Here is a 21,790-nt window from a genome sequence, read left to right as displayed (position 1 = left end):
GATTAGAATGGCGGTCGGACGTTCCCTCCCGGCCGTCTCGGTATGCTGGCGGCCCACTTGCCCGGGGTCGGTTCAGGTCGCGGAGGGGCCGATCAGGTGCTTGACCTCGAGGTAGGCGGAGAGCCCCCAGGGACCCAGCTCGCGGCCGATGCCGCTGATCCCGAAGCCGCCCCAGCTGACTTCCGGCATCACCAGCTGCTCGCTGTTGAACCAGATGCTGCCGGCGCGCAGGGCGCGCCCCACCCGCCTGGCGCGCTCGGCATCGCCCGAGATCACCGTGGCGGCGAGGCCGAAGGCCGAGTCGTTGGCCAGCGCGATGGCCTCGGCCTCGCTCGCGACGCTGCGCGCGCAGAGCACCGGGCCGAAGATCTCCTCGCGCCACAGGCGGCTGTCGACGGGCACGTCGCGATAGAGCGTCGGGGCGACGAACTCGCCCTGGCGCGGCAGATCGCGATGGCGGGCGTCGCGCACGGCGCTGAGTCCCTCCTCGGCGGCGATGGCCAGATACCGCTCCACGGCCTGGCGCTGGCGGGCGCTGGTCATGGGGCCCATGTCGGTGGCCTCGTCCAGCGGGTCGCCCAGGCAGATGGCGTCGATGCGCGTGGCCAGCGCCGCGTAGAGCGGCTCGGCCAGGGAGGCATCGACGATCAGCCGCGAGGTGGCGGAGCAGATCTGCCCGGAATTGAAGTAGATGCCGGCCATCACCCAGTCGGCGGCCGCCTCCACCTCGGCGTCGTCGAGCACCAGGATCGGCGACTTGCCGCCAAGCTCCAGCGACACGCCGCGGGCGCCCTCGGCGGCGGCGCGCATGACCTGCTCGCCCACGGCGTTGCTGCCGGTGAAGGAGAGCTTGTCGATGCCGGGATGAGCGGTGAGGGGCGCGCCGATGCCTTCGCCGTCGCCATGCACCAGGTTGAGCACGCCGGCGGGCAGGCCGATCTCCAGGGCGATCTCCGCCACCGCCTGCTCGGGCAGCGGCGTCACCTCGGAGGGCTTGAAGACGACGCTGCAGCCGGCGGCGAGCGCCGGGGCGATCTTCCAGGCGCTGGTCACCAGTGGAAAGTTCCAGGGGGTGATCAGGCCGACGACCCCGGCGGGATCCTCGTAGGTGCGCGCCTCGACGCCGGCCATGCCGTGCTCGACGAGGCGTCCCTGGCGCGCCTCGAGCGCCCGGGCCTGGCCGGCGTAGTAGCGGTAGCAGGCGATGGCATCGTCCAGGTCGATCGCGGTCTCGGCCAGCGCCTTGCCGTTGTTGCTCGCCGAGAGCCGCATCAGCGCCTCGCGGCGCTCGCTCAGGGTCTCGGCGAAGGCGTCCAGGTAGGCGCCGCGACGCTCGCCGCCCAACGCCTGCCAGGCGGGCTGGGCGCGACAGGCGGCGGTCACCGCGGCGTCGACGTCGGCCGGGTCGCCGGCGGTGAGCTCGGCGATCGGCACCTGGCGATAGGGGTCGGTGACCGTCAGGCGCCGCGCGCCCTGGCTCTCGACCCAGTAGTTGTCGATGAACTGCTTGATCAGTCGTTGCACGCGAGGCTCCAGAAAGGGGTGGGCGAAGGGGCTAGCGTCCGTGGGCACGCAGCCAGTCGTCGATCAGGGTGGCGAGGCGGCGGCCCGAGAAGCTCGGGAAGTGGCCACCGTGAACGGTGCGTACCGGCAGGGCTCGCAGGCGGCGAAGGCTGGCCGCATAGTCGTCCAGGTCGCTGTGGTAGGCGTCCTCGATCAGTTCGCCGTCGTAGATGACATCGCCCGAGATCAGGGTGGCCGTCGCGGCTTCCCAGAGGGCGATGCCGCCCGGCGAGTGTCCCGGGGTGTGAATCACCTCGAAGCGTCGGTCGCCGAGGTCGAGCGTATCGCCGTCCTCGAGCCGGGCGATCGTCGCCGGCGCGGGAATGCGGTAGCCCGCGTGGGCGTAGGGCGCCGGCGGCAGGGCATCGAACATGTCGTCGTTCAGGAAGGACTCGGCCAGGGTGCGACGATGGTCCGGGGCGGCCAGGATATCGGCCTCGGCGGCATGCACATGGCAGCAGCCGAACTCGTGGGCGGCGCCGATGTGGTCGAAGTGGGTATGGCTCGCCACGGCGACGATGTCCCGTTCGGCGAGCCGGGCGACCTGTTGGCGCAGCGGCACGGCGCCGAGGCCGAAGTCCACCACCAGATCGCGATCGCGACCGCGGACATGCCAGATGTTGCAGCGGTAGAACGGCTTGATGGCGGGCTCATCGATGAGCGTGATCTGGTCCGCCAGGGAGGTGGTGCGATACCAGCTCGTGGCCTCGCCTCGCGGCAGGGAAAAGCGGCTCATGGCGTGATCTCCGGCGTGGGTCGCAGGTCCTTCAGGTAATCCTGATTGGCTCGGCTCTCGCCGAGGCGGCCGCGGTCGAGGTCGACCACCAGGCTGCCCGCGCCGGCCCCCAGCTGGCCCAGGACCTCGCCATCCGGGCCGGCGACCAGGCTGTTGCCGCAGTAGTGGAGCTCGGCCTCGGTCCCGGCGCGGTTGATGCAGGCGACGAAGCACTGGTTGTCCAGGGCGCGGGCGCGGATCTGCAGGACCTGACGCTCGGCGTTGGGCACCATGTTGGCGGTGGGCGAGAGGATGACCTCGGCGCCGCCCCGGGCGAGGGCCCGTGCCATCTCGGGGAACTCGTTGTCGTAGCAGATCATCAGCCCCAGTCGGCCGAGGCGGGTGTCCTCCACGCAGCAAGCGTCGCCGGCGGCGAAGACGGCATGCTCACGGTCCCACAGCTGGCGCTTGTGGTAGGTGGCAAGACGCTCGCCGTGATCGTCGATCAGTAGGGCGGCGTTGGTCATTCGTCCGTCGGCCTGGCGCTGGGCCAGGCCGACGAGCAGGAAGAGCCCGTAGTCGGCGGCCAGCTCACCAAGCCGCCGAGCGATCGGGCCGCCCACCGGCTCGGCGAACTCTTCCAGCCGCGCGAAGATGTTGTAGCCGCTCAGGGCGAGCTCGGGCAGGGCCAGCAGGTCGGCACCGGCGGCCGAGGCCTGCCGGCACAGGGCCTCGAGGGTGACCAGGTTGGCGGGCACGTCGCCCCATTGGGGGGCGGTCTGGGCCAGCATCAGTCTCATCGGCGTTACTCTCCTGTCGCCTGCGAGGCGGTCGCACGCGGTCGGGTCATCAGCACGGCGCCCAGCCAGTAGAGGCCGCCGGTGATCAAAAAGACCGGCAGCGAGGCGCCGAAGGCCAAGGGGGCGACCAGCGACCAGTAGGCGGCGAGGCCGGCGCCGATCAGGTAGGCGCCGATGGCCACCGGCGCGGTGGGGCGGCCCAGCTGATGGCGCGCCTCGAGCAGCTCCGGGCCATAGCCCTCACGGCCCACCAGGTAGTAGTCGGCGATCATCACCGAGAAGGCCGGGATGAACAGCGCGCCGATCAGCAGCAGGAAGTTCTGGAACTGGTCGAGGATGCCGGGGATCAGGGCACCGAAGACGGTGACGATACCGATCACCAGGGCCGGCTTCCAGAACGACATGCCGGGCGACACGTTCATGCAGGAGAGGGTGGCGCTGTAGACGGCCATGACGTTGGTGGTCATCACCGAGAAGAAGATGACCAGGGCCGCCGGCAGGCCGAAACCGAAGCCGGACAGCAGCCGGGTCGGATCGTAGGTTTGCTCCATGCCGTTCAGGACCGAGAGCCCGGAGACGGCGGCGCCGAGGCCCATGGCAATCATCGCCGCCAGCACATAGCCGAGGTAGGTGCCCCAGACGGCGATGGCGCCGCTCTTGCAGTTGCGGTTGTAATCCGCCGAGGAGGAGATCCACGAGAAGGCGGTGGCAATCACGATGTCGAAGGCGATGCCCAGGGTGATGCCGTTGCGCGCCTCGACCGGCATGTCCAGCAGCGCCGAGACATCGTAGTGGAGGTTCAGCTGGTAGAGCACCACGGCGGCCAGGCCGACCATGGCCATCGCCGCCCAGCGCTCGACCCGCTCGATGCCCAGGTGGCCGCGCAGCACGATCAGCACCACCACGCTCTCGCAGAGGATGGTCATCAGGGGCAGGTTGGAGTAGCCGGTGGTCGCCTGGATGGCGTAGTTAAGGCTCATGCCGGCGAGCAGGGCCTGGATCCAGCTCCAGGCGATCAGCACGCCCATGTTGACCAGCGAGATCAACCGGCTGCCCAGCGGCCCGTAGGCGCGTCGGGTCATCGCCATCGAGGGCAGGCCGGTGCGCTGTCCCATCAGTCCGACCAGCAGCAGCGGGATGGCGCCGATCAGCGAGCCGATCAGCACAGTGCCCATGGCGGTCGCGAAGGGCAGGTCGGGCACCAGCAACATGCCCGTGAGGATGGTGGTCACCACCACGTTGGCGCCGAGCCACAGGGCGACCGTGCCGAAGGCACCGAGGCTCTTGTGCTGGTGGTCGTCGAGGGTGTCCTGGCCGAGCAGTCGGTCGAGGAAAGCCATGGTCATATCCTTGTGTTGTTGATTGTTGTTGGTGGAGCGGATCGTCGCAGGCCTCAGCGCAGCCTGGCCTGCCAGGCGTCCGCGTCGATCTCGATCAGCAGGGGGCCATCGGTGGGGCGAGTGGCCAGGGCATGCGCCAGCTCGGCGGGCGCGCCGATGCGGGTGGCCAGGCAGCCGAAGCCCCGGGCCACGGTCAGGAAGTCCGGCGCCGTCAGGTCGACGCCCAGGCGGGTGACGCCGGCGTCGTCCATGAAGCGGCGGATCTCCTCATAGCCCCGGTTGTGCCAGAGCAGGATCACCACCGGCAGCTGCTCTGCCACCGCGCAGGCCAGTTCGCTGAGGGTGAACATGATGCCGCCGTCGCCGACCAGCGCGACCACCGGCAGGTCGGGCCGGGCGAGGCTGGCGCCCAGCGCCGCCGGCAGGCCGTAGCCGAGGGTGCCGTAGCCGGTGGAGGCGTTGAAGAAGCGCCGCGGGGCCGGCTGGGCGACCAGGTGGTTGGCGGCGTAGGTGGTGGCGCAGGAGTCGCCGACCAGGATCGCCTCGGGCAGGGCCTCGCGCAGGGTCGCGAACAGCGGCACGTAGGCGGCGAAGGCCGGGTCTCGCGCCAGGTCCAGGGCCTCGAGGGTGGCGCGGGTGCACACCGCGCCGCCACGCGCCAGGCGCTCTCCGGCGAAGTGCGCCGCCAGGGCCTCGAGGGCCTGGCCGGCGTCCGCCACCAGGGCCAGGTCGGCGGCCTGGTTGCGGGCCAGCTGCTGGGGGTCGACGTCCACTCGGATCAGCCGGCCGTCGAGATGGAAGCCATCGTCGAACACCACATCGTAGTCGGTCTCGCCGAGCTCGGTGCCGATGGCCAGCACCACGTCGGCCTCCCGGGCCAGCGCCCGCACCGCGGGCAGCGAGGCGTTGGCGCCCAGGTCCAGAGGGTGGTCGCGGCCGAGCAGGCCCTTGGCGTTGATGGTGGTGACGGTGGGCGCGTCCAGCGCCTCGACCAGGGCGCGGGCGGCCTCGGGCGCCGCGACGCAGCCGCCACCCAGCAGCACCAGCGGACGCTCGGCGCCGACGAGCCAGTCGCCGGCCCGGTGCAGCGCCGCGGGGTCGGGCGCGGCCTTGGCTAGGGCCGCGCGATGCCAGTGCCTTGGCGCGCGTACCGGAGCAGCGAACAGGTCGATGGGGATCTCGATATGCACCGGCCCCGGGCGGGCCCCCTCGAACACCGCGAAGGCTCGGGCCAGGGTCTCCGGCAGGGCGCCCGGGTCGAGCAGCGTATGGCTGAAGCGGGTGACCCCGGCGATCAGCTGCTGCTGGCTCGGCAGCTCGTGCAGCCGGCCCTGGCCGCGCCCCAGGGTGTCGCGGCGGCTGACGCTGGAGATCACCAGCATCGGGATCGAGTCGGCGAGCGCCTGGCCCATGGCGGTGGCGATGTTGGTCATGCCGGGCCCGGTGATGATGAAGCACACCCCGGGCTTGCCGGTGGCCCGGGCATAGCCGTCGGCCATGAAGCCGGCGCCCTGTTCGTGGCGCGGCGTGACGTGGCGAATGCCGCTCGCCTCGCCGCCCGCCAGGCCGCGATACAGCTCGATGGTGTGCACCCCGGGAATGCCGAACACGGTGTCGGTGGCGTAGGTGTCGCGCAGCAGGCGGATCAGCAGCTCGGCGCAGGTCATCGGTGTCTCTCCATAAAGCGGCATCGAGCTTTCCTCAGCCCACCAGCCAGTGGGCCATGAGCACGATGATCGGCAGGGTGATGGCGGTGCGCAGCAGGAAGATTGCCACCAGTTCCCAGAGCTTGAGCGGGATCTTGGATTTCATCAGCAGGGCGCCGATCTCGGACATGTAGATCAGCTGAGTCAGCGACAGGCAGGCGATCACGAAACGCGTCAGCTCGCTCTCGATGTCGCTGGCCAGTACCGCCGGCAGGAACATGTCGGCGAAGCCGACCAGGGTCGCCGGCGCCGCCGCCGCGGCCTCGGGAATCTGCATCCACTCGAGCACCGGCACCATCGGATAGGAGAGCCAGGTGAACAGCGGCGTGAACTCGGCCAGCACCAGGGCCACGGTGCCGATGGCGATCACCAGCGGCAGCAGGCCGAAGAAGATGTCGGCGACGTTATACAGCGCCAGTCTGGCCAGCCTGGCCGGCCCCGGCGCCTTCTCGGCGCGGGCCACGGCGACGCCCAGGCTGTAGCGCAGCAGGTTCTGGTTGCCGGTGTTCTCCTCCTGGATCTGGCAGCCGACCGGCTCGTAGTAGGTGTTCGGCTTGCGCGACAGCGGCGGCAGCCGCGGCACGATGACGGCGGCGACGAGGCCGGCGACGACCACGGTGAGGTAGAAGGGCACGAACAGGTGGTTGATGCCGATGAAGCTGGTGACCAGCAGCGCGAAGGCGATGGAGACGATCGAGAAGTTGGTGGCGATCGCCGAGGCCTCGCGGCGGTTGTAGAAGCCCTGCTCGTACTGCTGGGTGGTGATCAGCACGCCGACCGTGCCGGAGCCCATCCAGGAGGCCGTGGCGTCGATGGCGCTGCGCCCCGGCAGCCCGAAGATGATCCGGAACGGCGTGCGCACCAGGCTGCCGATGAACTCCATGAAGCCGAAGTCGACCAGGAAGGGCAGCAGGATGGCGGCGAAGAAGAAGAAGGTCAGCAGCACCGGCGCCAGGTCGTTGAGCATCACGCCGCCGGTGAAGGAGGCGGTGATGAATGCCGGGCCGACCTGGAAATAGGTCATCAGCGCGAACAGCGCGCCGAGGGCGCGCATGATCACCCACAGGGGGGCCACGTCGAAGAGCTCATGCAGCATGCCCGCGCGGGCCCACGTCGGCCTGGCCAGCTTGACGATGGCGGTCAGCAGCACCGACAGGCAGAGCACCAGGGTGGCGATGGCGGGCAGCGCCTCGCCGAGCAGGGCCTTGAGGCCGTCGGCCATCAGGCCCATGCCGATGTTGATGGTGTCGCCGGTCGAGAAGGGCACCAGGAACAGCAGGACGCCCAGGATGGACGGCACGAGGAACTTGATCAGGCCGTGGGTGCTGAGCGGCGCCCCCTCGGTGTTGATGTTATCGGCGGATCGCAGATGGGAGGACATGGGGTACTCACTATTGGTGTTGTAGTCGTGGTCGATGGTAAGCGCCCGTGACCGGGCGCTGGCGCTGGCGACGCTGCCCGCGGCGCGGGTCTGTCAGTCGCGGCGCCGCACGCCGGGCAGCACGCAGAGCATCTCGTAGAGCAGGGTGGCGCCCATCAGCGCGGTGTTGCCGCTGGGGTCGTAGGGCGGCGCGACCTCCACCAGGTCGCCGCCGACCACGTTGAGCCCCCAGGCGCCGCGGACGATCTCCAGGCCCTGCTGGCCGGTGAGTCCACCCATCTCGACGGTGCCGGTGCCGGGCGCCACGGACGGATCGAGGCCATCGATGTCGAAGGAGATGTAGACCGGGGCGTCGCCCATCTGCTCGCGCACCTCGGCCATCAGCGGGGCCAGCGAGGTGTACCAGCACTGCTCGGCGGTGACCACCCGGAAGCCCTGGTCGCGGCACCAGTCGAAGTCGTCGGCGGCGTAGCCGGTGCCGCGCAGGCCAATCTGCACCACGCGGTTGGCGTCGAGCAGTCCCTCTTCCTGGGCGCGGCGGAAGGGACAGCCGTGGGCGACCTCCTCGCCGAACATCTGCTCGTTGACGTCGGCGTGGGCATCGATATGGATCAGCCCGACCGGGCCGTGCTTCTTGGCGATGGCGCGCAGGATCGGCCAGGTCAGGGTGTGATCGCCGCCGAGCGTCAGCGGCACGCAGTCCTCGGCGAGCACCCTGTCGTAGAACTCGCTGATGATGTCGAGGTTCTTGGGCAGGTTGAAGGTGTTGATCGGCACGTCGCCGATATCGGCGACCTGCAGGCTGTCGAAGGGCGCGGCGCGGGTCGCCATGTTGTAGGGGCGCAGCATGCGCGACTCATCGCGGATCTGGCGCGGCCCGAGGCGGGTGCCGGGGCGATTCGAGGTGCCGATGTCCATGGGCACGCCGATGAAGGCGGCATCCAGGCCGGCGGCACTCGCCTGGGTGGGCAGGCGCATCATGGTGGCGGGGCCGCCGAAACGCGGCATCTCGTTGCCGCCCAGGGGTTGGTTGAAGTCGCTCACGAAAGGCTCCGTCTCGCATGGGGTGTCCGGTATTTCTAAGCAGGAAACGTGCCAATTTCTAACGCGTTGATATTGTGTGCGTTGCCGAGCCGTTGATGCAGAAGTGGATCGCCGGTGCGGTCGCGATGATACACTCCTGCATCAATGATCCATTTCTGTATCGAGAGAGTCGCATGGGCGAGATCGACAGCGATATCCTGCGCACCATCATCGACACCGCCCACGATCACTTCTTCGTGGTCGACGCCGACGGGCGCGTGCGGGATGTCAGTCCGGCGGCGGCGGCGGTCTACGGCATGTCCCGGGAGGACTTGTGTCGAACCACCGTCCAGGCCCTCGAGGCCCAGGGCGTGCTCAGGCCCTCGGTGAGCCTGGAGGTCATCCGCACCGGCAAGCCGGCGCAGCTGATGCAGGTGACGGGCACCGGACGGCGGGTCATCGCCCAGGCCCATCCGGTGTTTCGGGATGGCCGGCTGGCCGCCGTGGTCAGCCGCTCCATGGACCTGACCGACCTGCAGCTGCTCCAGGAGGAGTATGCCCTGCTGCAGCGGCGCTTCAGCGATCATCTCCGGCGCAGTGGCATCGCCGACGAGCCCGGCTTCGAGGCCGAGCTGGACGACCTGGAGGTGCGCAGCGAGGTGATGCGCGAGGTGGCGCTGCTGCTCAAGCGGGTGGCGCCGACCGATGCCGCCGTGCTGATGCTCGGCGAGTCCGGCGTCGGCAAGACCGCCTTCGCCCGCCAGCTGCATCGCTGGGGACCTCGCCAGAAGGGGCCCTTCATCGAGGTCAATTGTGGGGCGATCCCGGAGAGCCTGTTCGAGTCCGAAATGTTCGGCTATCGGCACGGCGCCTTCAGCGGTGCCGCGCCGGGCGGCAAGGCGGGGCTGATCGAGCAGGCCGAGGGCGGCACGCTGTTTCTCGACGAGATCGGCGAGCTGCCCCTGGCGGTGCAGGCCAAACTGCTCAAGGTCATCCAGGACAGCAGCGTCACGCGGCTCGGCGATACGCGCCAGCGGCGCGTCGACTTCCGCCTGGTGGTGGCGACCAACCAGGACCTGGCGCGTCGCGTGGAGGCCGGGGAGTTCCGCCTGGACCTCTACTATCGCGTCAATGTCATCCCGGTGACGCTGCCGCCGCTGCGCGAACGCCGCGAGGATATCCCGGGGCTGGTCGAGCGTCAGCTCAAGCGCCTCAATGGCCGCTATGGCCGCGACAAGATCATGGCGCGGGACGTCTGGCAGCAGCTGATGGGGCGGGACTGGCCCGGAAACGTGCGCGAGCTGGAGAACTGGCTCGAGCGGGCCTGGCTATCGGCGGCGGACGATGTCATCCGGGTCGACGCCCCTGGCGGCTACTCGGGCGTCTCGAGTGGCGCGTGGACCGGACCGGCCGGAGGTGACGCGAGGCGCGACGCCCCCATCGGCGAGGGCGTGCATGACGGCGAGTCGCTCAAGGCGGCCCTGGCACGCACCGAGCGCGCGATCCTGGCTGAGCAGTGCGGCGAGTGCACCTCGACTTACGCCATCGCCGAACGCCTGGGCATCAGCCAGCCCAGCGTGGTGCGCAAGCTTCGTCGGCACGGGCTGCGGATCGGCGCGGAGGTTCCGTCGTGAAGAGGGCCCTGTCGTGAAGAAAGCCCTGCCGTGATGGCGGCCCGCGTCTGACCGAGCTCGCCGCACAACGAAAAACGGCCACCGCTCCGAGGAGCTAAGTGGCCGTTTTTACTGATGTTCTTGGTCGGAGTAGCAGGATTCGAACCTACGACCTCTGCCTCCCGAAGGCAGCGCTCTACCAAGCTGAGCTATACTCCGATGTTCGCCGTATCTCTTGGCGACGGATCGGCATTATACGCAAACCGCGCCGGGGTGCAAGCCCTTCGCGCGGCTTTCCGTCGTGGCCGCCGTTCAGCTCTGGCGATCCACCGCCAGGCGGGCGAGGTGGGCCATGCTGTCGCGGTAGAGGCTCTCGGGCAGGGCGTCGAGCTGCGCCAGTGCCTTGTCGGCCATCTCCTCGGCGCGGGCCCGGGTGTACTCCAGCGCACCGGTGTCGCGCACGATCGCCAGTACTTCCTCCAGGTGATCGAGGCCGCCCTGGCGAATCGCCCGCCGGATGAGCGTGCGCTGCTCCGGCGTGCCGGTCGCCATGGCCTGGATCAGCGGCAGGGTCGGCTTGCCCTCGGCCAGATCGTCGCCGACGTTCTTTCCCATGGCCTCGGCGTCGCCCTGGTAGTCGAGCAGGTCGTCGATCAGCTGGAAGGCGAGGCCCAGGTAGCGGCCGTAATGCTGCAGGGCGGCCTCCTGCTCCGGGGTGGCGTCGGCGAGGATGGCGCCGCTGTGGGAGGCCGCCTCGAAGAGCATGGCGGTCTTGCCCTGGATGGTCTCGAAGTAGTCGGCCTCGTCGGTATCGGGGTTGCCGACGTTGGTCAGCTGCTGCACCTCGCCCTCGGCGATGGTGCAGGTGGCCTGGGAGAGCACCTCCATGATGCGCATGGAGCCGACCTCGACCATCATCTGGAACGAGCGCGAGTAGAGGAAGTCACCCACCAGTACCGAGGGCGCGTTGCCCCAGGAGTCATTGGCCGTGGCCTTGCCGCGCCGCATGTGCGACTCGTCGACCACGTCGTCGTGCAGCAGGGTCGAGGTGTGCATGAACTCGACCAGAGTGGCGAGCGTCACGTGCCGGTCGCCCTCGAAGCCAAGCGAGCGCGCCGCCAGCAGTACCAGCAGCGGGCGCAGCCGCTTGCCGCCGCTCTCGATGATGTACTGGCCGATGGTCTCCACCAGCGGGACGCGCGAGGCGAGCTGGTCCAGGATGGTCCGGTTCACGGCGGCGAAGTCGTCGGCGACCACCGCATGAAGCGACGAGTTGGCGGTGGCGCTGGGCGACGGGGGCGGGGCGTTGGCTGGCATGGAGGCGGTATCGACGAGTAGGTGGGGCCGGGGCGAGATAGCCCTGGTGGCCTTGGGTTGCCGGTCATGCTATGGGCCCCCCATGGGGGCGTCAAGGCGCGGCGGCGGCGGGGCTTGAGCGGGTCGCGGCGGAGCGTGGAGGCGCGCGCGGTGCGGGTTGTGTGCGGTCTCGCGCGCGGTTATAATCCGCGACCCCACTCATCACGCTCCCTGTCAGATGGCTGCCAAGAGCGGCGCCACTCGCAGCAGGCCGATGAAGAGCCAACACCCGATGAGTCCTGGAGAGAAAAGCATGTACGCAGTGATCAAGAGCGGTGGCAAGCAGTACCGCGTTCAGGAAGGCCAGACTCTCAAGCTCGAGAAGCTGGAAGTGCCGACCGGCGACACCATCGAGTTCGATGAGGTCCTGCTGGTGGGTAACGATGAGGACGTCAAGATCGGCGCCCCGCTGGTCGAGGGCGCCAAGGTGGCGGCCGAGATCGTGTCTCACGGCCGTGGCGACAAGGTGACCATCATCAAGTTCCGTCGCCGTAAGCACAGCATGAAGCGTCAGGGCCACCGTCAGTGGTTCACTGAAGTCAAGATCACCGGGATCTCCGCGTAAGCGGCTGACCCCCTGAACGAGCGAGGTATTTGCAATGGCTCATAAGAAGGCAGCGGGCTCCACACGTAACGGTCGCGATTCCGAATCCAAACGCCTTGGCGTGAAGCTCTTCGGCGGCCAGGTCGTCAACCCGGGCAACATCATCGTGCGTCAGCGCGGCACCAAGTTCCACGCCGGCACCGGCGTCGGTATCGGCAAGGACCATACCCTGTTCGCCCTGGACGAAGGCGTGGTCAAGTTCGAGACCAAGGGCCCGAAGAACCGCAAGTTCGTCAGCATCGTCTCTGCCTGAGACGACCGGCACTTGCAGCAAGAAGGCCCCGCCCAGGCGGGGCCTTCTTGTATCATGGCGGCACAGGCCGCCTGGAGAGTGACAGATGCAGTTCGTCGACGAAGCCTCGATCATCGTGGAAGCCGGCAATGGCGGCAATGGCTGCCTGAGCTTCCGCCGCGAGAAGTACGTGCCCAAGGGTGGCCCCGACGGGGGTGACGGCGGCCACGGCGGCAGCGTCTACCTGATCGGTGACGACGCCCTCAATACCCTCATCGACTTCAAGTACCAGCGCTTCTACAAGGCGCAGAACGGTCAGCCCGGCATGGGTCGGCAGATGAGCGGGCGCGCCGGCGAGGACCTGCACGTCAAGGTGCCGGTGGGCACCACGGTGATCGACGAGGACACCCTCGAGGTGATCGCCGACGTCACCGAGATCGGTCAGGTGGTGATGGTGGCCCAGGCGGGGCGCCGCGGGCTCGGCAATATCCACTTCAAGTCCTCCACCAATCGCGCGCCGCGGCGCACCACGCCGGGCACCGAGGGGGAGCGGCGCAACCTGCGCCTGGAGATGAAGGTGATGGCCGACGTGGGCCTGTTGGGCCTGCCCAATGCCGGCAAGTCGACGCTGATCCGCTCGGTGTCGGCGGCCAAGCCCAAGGTCGCCAACTATCCCTTCACCACCCTGGTGCCCAACCTCGGCGTGGTGAAGCTCGGCCTGCATGAGCACTTCGTGATGGCCGACGTGCCCGGCCTGATCGAGGGGGCCTCCGACGGCGCCGGCCTCGGGCTGCGCTTCCTCAAGCACCTGACCCGCACCCGGCTCCTGTTCCACGTGGTGGACGTCGCGCCCTTCGACGAGTCCGATCCGGTGCAGGCCGCCGAGGCGATCATCCACGAGTTGGGCGAGTTCTCGCCGGCGCTGGCCGAGCTGCCGCGCTGGCTGGTGCTCAACAAGCTCGACCTGCTGCCGGTTGATGAGCGCGAGGCGACGGTCGATGAGATCGTGCGCCGGCTCGGCTGGCAGGGCCCGGTGTTTCGCGTCTCGGCGATCTCAAGCGACGGCACCGATGCCCTGGTGCAGGCCGCCTACCGCTGGCTCACCGAGCAGCGCCGGCTGGAGCACGAGGACGAGGAGGCCGCCGAGCGGGTCCGCGAGATGCGCTCGCGCATGGAGGAAGAGGCCGTGGCGCGCACCGAGGCCCGCCTGGGTCGCAAGCGCCCGCACGTTGATGATGACGACGACTTCGATGACGACGACGATCACGACGTCGAGATCGAGTACGCTCCCTGAGGGCAGCATGCAGGCCGAGTGCCTGTCGACGGTGAACCGAGGGTCGGATGGAACACAACGAGCAGGTGATCGGTCGCGAGGCGCTCAAGCGCGCCCGCCGGGTGGTGGTGAAGATCGGCAGCGCGCTGCTGACCAACGACGGTCGCGGCCTCGATGAAGCGGCCATCGGCGGCTGGGTCGACCAGATCGCCGAGCTGCATCGTCGCGGCATCGAGGTGGTGCTGGTCTCCTCCGGCGCTGTGGCGGCCGGCATGGTGCGCCTGGGCTGGCAGGTGCGGCCCTCGGCGGTGCACGAGCTTCAGGCTGCGGCGGCGGTGGGGCAGAACGGCCTCACCGAGTGCTATGAAGGCCACTTCGCCCGCCACGACCTGCTGACCGCCCAGGTGTTGCTCACCCACGACGATCTCTCCAACCGCAAGCGCTATCTCAATGCGCGCTCGGCGCTGCGGACCCTGGTCGGCCTGCGGGTGGTGCCGGTGGTCAACGAGAACGACACCGTGGTCACCGACGAGATCCGCTTCGGTGACAACGACACCCTCGGCGCCCTGGTCGCCAACCTGCTCGAGGCGGATGCCCTGGTAATCCTCACCGACCAGGAGGGGCTGTTCGATGCCGACCCGCGCAGCAACCCCGAGGCGACGCTGATCGCCGAGGGGCGCGCCGACGATCCGAGCCTGGCCGCGGTGGCCGGCGGCGGCGGGGCGCTGGGGCGCGGCGGCATGACCACCAAGGTGCGAGCCGCGCGGCTGGCGGCCCGCTCCGGGGCGGTCACGGCGATCGCCAGCGGGCGCCAGCCGGCGGTGCTCACGCGGCTGGCCGAGGGCGAGCGGCTGGGCACCCTGCTGCTGCCGGAGCAGGCGCCGATGGCGGCGCGCAAGCGCTGGCTGGCGGGGCAGCTGCAGGTGCGCGGCAGCCTGGTCCTGGACGCCGGGGCGGTGAAGGTGCTCCAGGGCAGCGGCTCCAGCCTGCTGGCGGTGGGCGTGACCGGCGTCAGCGGCGAGTTCCGCCGTGGCGACATGGTGCTCTGCGTCGACGAAGGCGGTCATCGCGTGGCCAAGGGGCTGGTCAACTACGGCGCCGACGAGGCCCACCTGCTGGTCGGCAAACCGAGCCACCAGATCGAGGCCATCCTCGGCTACATGGAAGCGCCGGAGCTGATTCACCGCGATAACCTGGTGGTGCTCTAGGGCCGCTCCAGGGTGCCGTCAGTTGATCAGGCGCTCCGCCCGGGCCGCGCGCGGTGCGGGCTGGCGGCGTCCGGGCTCCGGCGTTCAGGGCTGGCAAGCCCTGGGGGCGCATGATAGGATACGCCATCCTCTCAGACACGGCCCGTAGACGATGGCGCTCCAGCGCGCCGTCGGGAAAGATGGCCAGGCCGGCGGGGATTTTTTATTTCCCTGTTGGATCAAAACGTTATCAAATGCCACCCGCAGTCGGTGGCAACAACTTTCTCCAAGGAGACAGTCAGTGGCTAACAGCAAGCAAGCCCGCAAGCGTGCCCGTCAGGCAGAAGGTCGTCGTGTACTGAAGGCGAGCCAGCGCAGCATGGTTCGTACCTACGTCAAGCGCGTCATCAAGGCCATCCAGAGCGGTGACCACGCCGAGGCGATGGGCGCCTTCAAGGCGGCGCAGCCGGTCATCGACCGCATCGCCGACAAGGACGTGATGTCCAAGCGCAAGGCCGCGCGCATGAAGAGCCGCCTGAACAAGCGCATCAAGGCACTCGCGGCGTAAGCCAGCCGAGCGCCAGCAGAAAAACCGGCTGCGGCCGGTTTTTTTGTGTCCGCTATTCTTGCCGAGCGCACCGCACGAGGAGCAGACGGTGATGGATCACGAACAGCCCCCCGAGTCCCGGGACGACAAGTCCGACGCTACACCGGTGGTCGCCGACGACGATCGTGCCGTGGCGCCCAAGGCGGGCGGCCTGATGCGCTCCGGCCTGGTGGTCAGCGTGATGACCATGCTCTCGCGGGTCATGGGACTGGTGCGCGACGTGGTGATCGCGACCCTCTTCGGGGCCGGCGACGGTGCCGATGCCTTCTTCGTCGCCTTCAAGATCCCCAACTTCCTGCGCCGGCTGTTCGCCGAGGGCGCCTTCAACCAGGCCTTCGTGCCGGTGCTCTCGGAGTACGCCACCCGCGGCAGCAAGCGCGAGGTGAAGGAGCTGCTCGATGCGGTGGCCGGCAGCCTCACGGCGGTGCTGGCGCTGATCACGGCGCTCGCGATGCTGGCCGCGCCGTGGCTGGTGTGGGCCTTCGCGCCGGGCTTCGGCCGCGACCCGGAGAAGCTGGCGCTGACCGCCGACATGCTGCGCCTGACCTTTCCCTACCTGCTGCTGATCTCGTTGACGGCCTTCGCCGGCAGTACGCTCAATACCTGGAACCGCTTCGCCGTGCCGGCCTTCACGCCGGTGCTGCTCAACCTGTCGCTGATCGGGGCCGCGCTGCTGCTGACGCCGCTGTTCGCCGAGCCGGCCATGGCGCTGGCCTGGGGCGTGCTGATCGCCGGTGGCGCCCAGCTGGCCTTCCAGGTGCCGTTTCTGGCGCGGCTGGGGCTGCTGCCGCGGCCCTGGCCCGACTTCGCTCACAGCGGAGTGCGACGCATCCTCAGGCTGATGGCGCCGGCGCTGTTCGGCGTCTCGGTGTCGCAGATCAACCTGCTGCTCGACACCGTGCTGGCCTCGCTCTTGGCCGCGGGCAGCGTCTCCTGGCTCTACTACTCGGATCGCCTGGTGGAGCTGCCGCTGGGGGTGTTCGGCATCGCCATCGGCACGGTGATCCTGCCGGCGCTCTCCCGCCGCCACGCCGAGCAGTCCGGCGAGCACTTCGCGGCGATGCTCGACTGGGCGCTGCGCACCGTGCTGCTGCTCGGCCTGCCCGCCGCCGTGGCGCTGTCCGTGCTGGCCGAGCCGCTGTTGATCTCGCTGTTCCACTACGGCGCCATGACCGAGCGCGACATCACCATGGCCGCCATGAGCCTGCGCGCCTATGCCGTCGGGCTGGTGGCGTTCATGCTGATCAAGGTGCTGGCGCCGGGCTTCTTCGCCCGCCAGGACACCAAGACACCGGTCAAGGTCGGCATCATCGCCATGGTCGCCAACATGGTCTTCAACCTGATCCTGATCTGGCCGCTGGCCCACGCCGGCCTGGCGCTCGCCACGGCGCTGTCGGCCTTCCTCAACGCCGGGCTGCTCGGCTGGCTGCTCAAGAAGCAGGGCGTGCTGGTCTTCCAGCCGGGCTGGGGGCGCTACGCCGTGCAGCTGCTCGGCGGCTGCGCGGTGATGGGGGGCGGGCTTGCCTGGCTCGCACCGGACTGGCAGGCCTGGCTCGGCTGGAGCGTCTGGACCCGCGCTGCCTGGATGGCGGGGCTGGTGGCGGCCGGCGCGGTAGTCTACTTCGCCTGGCTGGCGGCCTTCGGCCTGCGTCTTCGCCACTTCCGGATGCGGGGGTAACGGTTCGGGCCGTGCCGGGAACGCCGTCAATCGCCGTGCCAGCACGGCGCCAAACATAGACAGTGGGGAAAGACCAAGCCGCGCCGGCTGTCAAGGGGCCCTCGGTCCGTTATAATCGAACACTTTATTTCCCAGCGTGATGACGCCCATGCGAGTGATTCGAGGTCTGCACAACCTGCGCGACGAGGATCGCGGCTGCGTGGCCACCATCGGCAACTTCGATGGCGTGCACCGCGGGCATCAGGCGATCCTCGAGCAGTGCCGCGAGCAGGCCGCCCGGCTCGGTCTGCCGGTGACCGTGGTGGTCTTCGAGCCCCAGCCGCGGGAGTTCTTCGCCGGCGCCCAGGCGCCGCCCAGGCTGACCCGGCTGCGCGACAAGGTGGCGCTGCTCGGCGAGTGCGGGGTCGATCGCATCCTCTGCCTGCCCTTCAACGACGCCCTGCGCAGCCTCACCGCCGGCGAGTTCATCGACCGGGTGATGATCGACGGGCTGGGCGTGCGCCACCTGGTGGTGGGGGACGACTTCCGCTTCGGCTGCGATCGGCGCGGCGACTTCCACCTGCTGACCGAGGTGGGGCTGGAGAGGGGCTTCGGCGTCGAGCACACCCGCACCTTCACCATCGCCGACGAGCGCGTCTCCAGCACCCGGGTGCGCACCCTGCTGGCCAGCGGCAACTTCGCCGCCGCCGCGCGCCTACTGGGCCGTCCCTATCGGCTGGGCGGCCGGGTGGTGCCGGACCGCCAGCTCGGCCGTACCATCGGCGTGCCCACCGCCAACCTGCCCCAGCCGACTCACTCGCTGGCCCTGCAGGGCGTCTATGCGGTGGTGACCGAGCTGCCCGACGGTCGCCGGCTGAATGGCGTGGCCAACATCGGCTGGCGTCCCACGGTGGGCAGCGAGCGGCCGGTGCTCGAGGTGCACCTGTTCGACTTCGATGGCGACCTCTACGGCGAGCGCCTGACGGTGTTGCCCTGCGCCAAGCTGCGCGGCGAGGTGAAGTTCGCGCACTTCGAGGCGCTGAAGGCGCAGATCCGCAGTGATCTGGCCCGGGCCCGGGACTACTTTCGACAGCACCCCGCTGCCGGTGCCTACGATCTACAGCACCCCGCTGCCGGTGCTCATGCCGCGGCCGACGCGGCCTCGAACGACGCGGCGGGCGACACGCACAATGATTCTCTTCCTCTGGCATCGGCGCCGCTGGCGCGCGAGGCCGTGACTTCCGATTCCTCGGCGGGTGAGCCCGCCGACCACGACGACGGCTGACCCCCAGGATATGAGCGACTACAAGCACACTCTGAACCTGCCAGAAACCGACTTCCCCATGCGCGGCATGCTGCCCAAGCGCGAGCCTGCACGGGTGGCACAGTGGAAGGAGATGGATCTCTACCATCGCCTGCGCGAGGAGCGCCAGGGCAGGGAACTCTTCGTGCTCCACGACGGCCCTCCCTACGCCAACGGCAGCATTCACCTGGGGCATGCGCTCAACAAGATCCTCAAGGACATCATCGTCAAGTCGAAGAACCTGGCCGGCTTCGACGCCCCCTACGTGCCCGGCTGGGACTGCCACGGCCTGCCCATCGAGCACAAGGTCGAGACCACCCACGGCAAGCACCTCGAGCCCGAGCAGGCCCGCGCGCTGTGCCGCGAGTACGCCGCCGAGCAGATCGAGGATCAGCGAGCGGGCTTCATCCGCCTGGGCGTGATCGGCGACTGGGACAACCCCTATCGCTCCATGGACTTCGTCAACGAGGCGGGCGAGATCCGCGCGCTGGCCGACATGGTCGAGGCGGGCTACGTCTTCAAGGGCCTGAAGCCCGTCAACTGGTGCTTCGACTGCGGCTCGGCTCTGGCCGAGGCCGAGGTGGAGTATCAGGACAAGAAGTCCGACGCCATCGACGTCGCCTTCCCGGTCGAGGACGCCGGCCGCCTGGCCGCCGCCTTCGGCCTCGAGGCGCTGCCCAAGGCAGCCGCCATCGTGATCTGGACCACCACCCCCTGGACCATCCCGGCCAACCAGGCGCTGAATGTCCATCCCGAGTTTACCTACGCCCTGGTGGATACCGGCGAGCGGCTGCTGGTGCTGGCCGAGGAACTGGTCGCGTCGTGCCTGGATCGCTTCGGGCTCGAGGGCGATATCATCGCCACGGCCACCGGCGAGCGACTGGACGGCGTCGACTTTCGCCACCCCTTCTACGATCGCCTGTCGCCGGTGTACCTGGCCGACTACGTGGAGTCCGAGGTGGGCAGCACCGGCATCGTCCACTCGGCTCCGGCCTACGGCGTCGACGACTTCGTCACCTGCCGCGCCCACGGCATGTCCTTCGACGAGATCGAGAGCCCGGTGCAGGGTAACGGCGTCTATGTCGATGACCTGCCCTTCTTCGGTGGCCAGATGATCTGGAAGGCCAACCTGCAGATCGTCGCCAAGCTCGACGAAGTAGGCGCGCTGATGGCCCACGAGACCATCACCCACAGCTACATGCACTGCTGGCGCCACAAGACGCCGGTGATCTACCGGGCCACCGCCCAGTGGTTCGTGGGCATGGACGTCCAGGGCAAGGACGGCCGCACCCTGCGCGAGCGGGCGCTGGACGGCATCGAGTCCACCGCCTTCACCCCCGCCTGGGGCAAGGCGCGCCTGCACAGCATGATCGCCAACCGTCCGGACTGGTGCATCTCGCGCCAGCGCAACTGGGGCGTGCCGATCCCCTTCTTCCTGCACAAGGCCACCGGCGAGCTGCACCCGCGCACCGTCGAGCTGATGGAGGAGGCCGCCAAGCGCGTCGAGGCCGAGGGTATCGACGCCTGGTTCCGCCTCGATCCCGCCGAGCTACTGGGTGAGGAGGCCGCCGACTACGACAAGGTCACCGACACCCTGGACGTCTGGTTCGACTCCGGCACCACCCACCGCCACGTGCTGCGCGGCTCGCACCCGCATGGCCACGCCGAGGGGCCGATCGCCGATCTCTACCTCGAGGGCTCCGACCAGCACCGCGGCTGGTTCCACTCCTCGCTGCTCACCGGCGCCGCCATCGACGGCCACGCGCCCTACCGGCAGCTGCTCACCCACGGCTTCACCGTGGACGAGAAGGGTCGCAAGCAGTCCAAGTCGCTCGGCAACGTGGTGGCGCCCCAGGCGGTGATGGACAAGCTGGGCGCCGACATCCTGCGCCTGTGGGTCGCCTCCACCGACTACTCCGGCGAGATGGCGGTCTCCGACGAGATCTTGAAGCGCACCGCCGACGTCTACCGGCGCATCCGCAACACCTCGCGATTCCTGCTGGCCAACCTCAATGGCTTCGAGCCCGAGCGCGACGTGCTGCCCTTCGACGAGATGCTGGCCCTGGACCAGTGGGTGGTCGATCGCGCCGCTCAGCTGCAGGCGCGCATCGAGGTCGCCTATGAGGAGTACCGCTTCCTCGACGTCTACCAGCAGGTGCACGGCTTCTGCGCCCGGGAACTCGGCGGCTTCTACCTGGACGTGATCAAGGATCGCCAGTACACCACCCAGGTCGACTCCGTGGCGCGTCGCAGCGCCCAGACCGCGCTCTACCACGTGGTCGAGGCGCTGGTGCGCTGGGTGGCGCCGATCCTCTCCTTCACCGCCGAGGAGATCTTCGAGAACATCCCCGGCAAGGGCGGCGATAGCGTGCTGCTCGAGGAGTACTACACCGGCCTCGACACCCTGGCGGATGACGCCGCCATGGGTCGCGACTTCTGGGAGCGGGTGCTCGAGGTCAAGCAGGCGGTCAACAAGTGCCTGGAGGATGCCCGCAACGCCAAGGCGATCAAGGGAAGCCTGGCCGCCGAGGTCACCCTCTACGTCGACGATGAGCTGCGCCAGACCCTGGCCCGGCTGGGCGACGAGCTGCGCTTCGTGATGCTGACCAGCGACGTGCGCCTGGCACCCTTGTCCGATAGCGAAGAGCGCGAGGCGAGCGAGGCGAGCGAGGCGGCCGAGGCCACCGAGCTCGAAGGGCTGAAGGTGGCCGTGGCCGAGAGCGCCAACGCCAAGTGCGAGCGCTGCTGGCACCATCGCCAGGACGTGGGCGCTCACGCCGAGCACCCCGACCTTTGCGGGCGCTGCATCAGCAACCTGCCGGACGGTGCCGGCGAGACGCGCTACTTTGCCTAAGGCTCACGCAGGAGAAGTTCGATGTCCCAGCAAGGCGAGGCGCGCATGAACGACCGGCAGACGGGCCAGGATCACACGGCCCCCATGCACCAGCCGCTGCGCTGGCTATGGCTGGCCGTGGCGGTGATCGTGCTGGATCTCGGCACCAAGACCCTGGCCAGCGGGATGCTCGAGTATGCTCGGCCGGTGGAAGTGTTGCCGTTCTTCAACCTGACGCTGCTGCACAACACCGGCGCGGCCTTCAGCTTTCTCGCCGGCCACCCCGGCTGGCAGCGCTGGCTGTTCGCCGCCATCGCCGTGGGGGCGAGCATCGGCCTGACGCTGTGGATGCGCCGCCTGAAGGCCGACGAGACGCTGCTCGGCGTCTCGCTCGGGCTGATCATCGGCGGCGCCCTGGGCAACCTCTACGACCGGCTGGTGCATGGCTACGTGGTGGATTTCCTCTCCTTCCACGTGGCCGGCTGGTACTACCCGGCCTTCAACGTGGCGGACATCGGCATCACCCTCGGCGCCATCGGGCTAATCTGGGAATCGCTCTTCGCGGAGCGGCGCCGGGCGCGGCGGCGCGGTTGAGAA

At 69.1% G+C, this 21,790-nt stretch carries 18 protein-coding genes and 1 tRNA gene; 10 read left to right on the top strand and 9 right to left on the bottom strand.

The window, feature by feature from the left end; genetic code table 11:
- Window positions 1-72: 72 nt before the first annotated feature.
- The 7 genes from ABE957_RS13610 to speB form a co-directional block, all read right to left on the bottom strand.
- A complete protein-coding gene (locus ABE957_RS13610; RefSeq protein WP_349759222.1) occupies window positions 73-1,524 on the bottom strand; it encodes an aldehyde dehydrogenase family protein in 1,452 nt (483 codons plus the stop codon).
- Window positions 1,525-1,555: 31 nt separating this feature from the next.
- Window positions 1,556-2,299 carry an MBL fold metallo-hydrolase gene (locus tag ABE957_RS13605; RefSeq protein WP_349759221.1) on the bottom strand — a complete coding sequence of 248 codons (744 nt, stop codon included), beginning with the start codon at window positions 2,297-2,299 and terminating at the stop codon, window positions 1,556-1,558.
- Window positions 2,296-3,078: a carbon-nitrogen hydrolase family protein gene (locus ABE957_RS13600; protein ID WP_349759220.1), complete on the bottom strand. Its 783-nt coding sequence runs from the start codon at window positions 3,076-3,078 to the stop codon at window positions 2,296-2,298. The genes ABE957_RS13605 and ABE957_RS13600 overlap by 4 nt, the downstream gene beginning before the upstream one ends.
- Before the next feature lie 5 nt (window positions 3,079-3,083).
- On the bottom strand, window positions 3,084-4,418 hold the full coding sequence (locus ABE957_RS13595) for a purine-cytosine permease family protein (RefSeq protein WP_349759219.1): 1,335 nt from the start codon (window positions 4,416-4,418) through the stop codon (window positions 3,084-3,086).
- Between the two features lie 53 nt (window positions 4,419-4,471).
- Window positions 4,472-6,109 (bottom strand): 5-guanidino-2-oxopentanoate decarboxylase, encoded by a 1,638-nt coding sequence (locus ABE957_RS13590; protein ID WP_349759218.1) that lies wholly within the window; start codon window positions 6,107-6,109, stop codon window positions 4,472-4,474.
- A gap of 10 nt (window positions 6,110-6,119) precedes the next feature.
- Window positions 6,120-7,505 (bottom strand): YjiH family protein, encoded by a 1,386-nt coding sequence (locus ABE957_RS13585; protein WP_349759217.1) that lies wholly within the window; start codon window positions 7,503-7,505, stop codon window positions 6,120-6,122.
- Between the two features lie 93 nt (window positions 7,506-7,598).
- Window positions 7,599-8,549, bottom strand: coding sequence for an agmatinase (gene speB / locus ABE957_RS13580; RefSeq protein WP_349759216.1), 951 nt, complete (start codon window positions 8,547-8,549; stop codon window positions 7,599-7,601).
- A gap of 173 nt (window positions 8,550-8,722) precedes the next feature.
- Between speB and ABE957_RS13575 the strand changes: the two genes are divergently transcribed.
- On the top strand, window positions 8,723-10,162 hold the full coding sequence (locus tag ABE957_RS13575) for a sigma-54 interaction domain-containing protein (RefSeq protein WP_349759215.1): 1,440 nt from the start codon (window positions 8,723-8,725) through the stop codon (window positions 10,160-10,162).
- A 121-nt stretch (window positions 10,163-10,283) separates the two neighbouring features.
- On the opposite strand, the gene ABE957_RS13570 is transcribed toward ABE957_RS13575, so the two are convergent.
- Window positions 10,284-10,360 (bottom strand) — tRNA-Pro (locus ABE957_RS13570).
- Window positions 10,361-10,453: 93 nt separating this feature from the next.
- On the bottom strand, window positions 10,454-11,458 hold the full coding sequence (gene ispB, locus ABE957_RS13565; RefSeq protein WP_349759214.1) for an octaprenyl diphosphate synthase: 1,005 nt from the start codon (window positions 11,456-11,458) through the stop codon (window positions 10,454-10,456).
- A gap of 292 nt (window positions 11,459-11,750) precedes the next feature.
- Here ispB and rplU point away from each other — a divergent pair, with 292 nt between their 5' ends.
- The 9 genes from rplU to lspA all read left to right on the top strand — a co-directional run bounded on the left by rplU (window position 11,751) and on the right by lspA (window position 21,787).
- Window positions 11,751-12,062 (top strand): 50S ribosomal protein L21, encoded by a 312-nt coding sequence (rplU, locus tag ABE957_RS13560; protein WP_349759213.1) that lies wholly within the window; start codon window positions 11,751-11,753, stop codon window positions 12,060-12,062.
- A gap of 34 nt (window positions 12,063-12,096) precedes the next feature.
- A complete protein-coding gene (gene rpmA / locus ABE957_RS13555; RefSeq protein WP_089714316.1) occupies window positions 12,097-12,354 on the top strand; it encodes a 50S ribosomal protein L27 in 258 nt (85 codons plus the stop codon).
- An 85-nt stretch (window positions 12,355-12,439) separates the two neighbouring features.
- Window positions 12,440-13,627: an Obg family GTPase CgtA gene (gene cgtA / locus ABE957_RS13550; RefSeq protein WP_349759212.1), complete on the top strand. Its 1,188-nt coding sequence runs from the start codon at window positions 12,440-12,442 to the stop codon at window positions 13,625-13,627.
- A gap of 47 nt (window positions 13,628-13,674) precedes the next feature.
- On the top strand, window positions 13,675-14,814 hold the full coding sequence (proB, locus tag ABE957_RS13545; RefSeq protein WP_349759211.1) for a glutamate 5-kinase: 1,140 nt from the start codon (window positions 13,675-13,677) through the stop codon (window positions 14,812-14,814).
- Between the two features lie 280 nt (window positions 14,815-15,094).
- Entirely contained in the window at window positions 15,095-15,361 is a 267-nt protein-coding gene (gene rpsT / locus ABE957_RS13540; protein WP_349759210.1) for a 30S ribosomal protein S20, read from the top strand.
- A 91-nt stretch (window positions 15,362-15,452) separates the two neighbouring features.
- Window positions 15,453-17,078 (top strand): murein biosynthesis integral membrane protein MurJ, encoded by a 1,626-nt coding sequence (murJ, locus tag ABE957_RS13535; RefSeq protein ID WP_432765421.1) that lies wholly within the window; start codon window positions 15,453-15,455, stop codon window positions 17,076-17,078.
- Window positions 17,079-17,226: 148 nt separating this feature from the next.
- The gene (gene ribF, locus ABE957_RS13530) at window positions 17,227-18,342 is read left to right on the top strand and encodes a bifunctional riboflavin kinase/FAD synthetase (RefSeq protein WP_349759209.1); all 1,116 of its coding nucleotides are present in this window, start codon (window positions 17,227-17,229) and stop codon (window positions 18,340-18,342) included.
- Window positions 18,343-18,352: 10 nt separating this feature from the next.
- On the top strand, window positions 18,353-21,214 hold the full coding sequence (ileS, locus tag ABE957_RS13525; protein WP_349759208.1) for an isoleucine--tRNA ligase: 2,862 nt from the start codon (window positions 18,353-18,355) through the stop codon (window positions 21,212-21,214).
- Between the two features lie 21 nt (window positions 21,215-21,235).
- The gene (lspA, locus tag ABE957_RS13520) at window positions 21,236-21,787 is read left to right on the top strand and encodes a signal peptidase II (protein WP_349759207.1); all 552 of its coding nucleotides are present in this window, start codon (window positions 21,236-21,238) and stop codon (window positions 21,785-21,787) included.
- Window positions 21,788-21,790: the final 3 nt, after the last annotated feature.

Source organism: Halomonas pelophila, assembly GCF_040196315.1.
GTDB lineage: Bacteria > Pseudomonadota > Gammaproteobacteria > Pseudomonadales > Halomonadaceae > Halomonas > Halomonas pelophila.
This window is presented reverse-complemented; position numbering and strand designations above follow the sequence as displayed.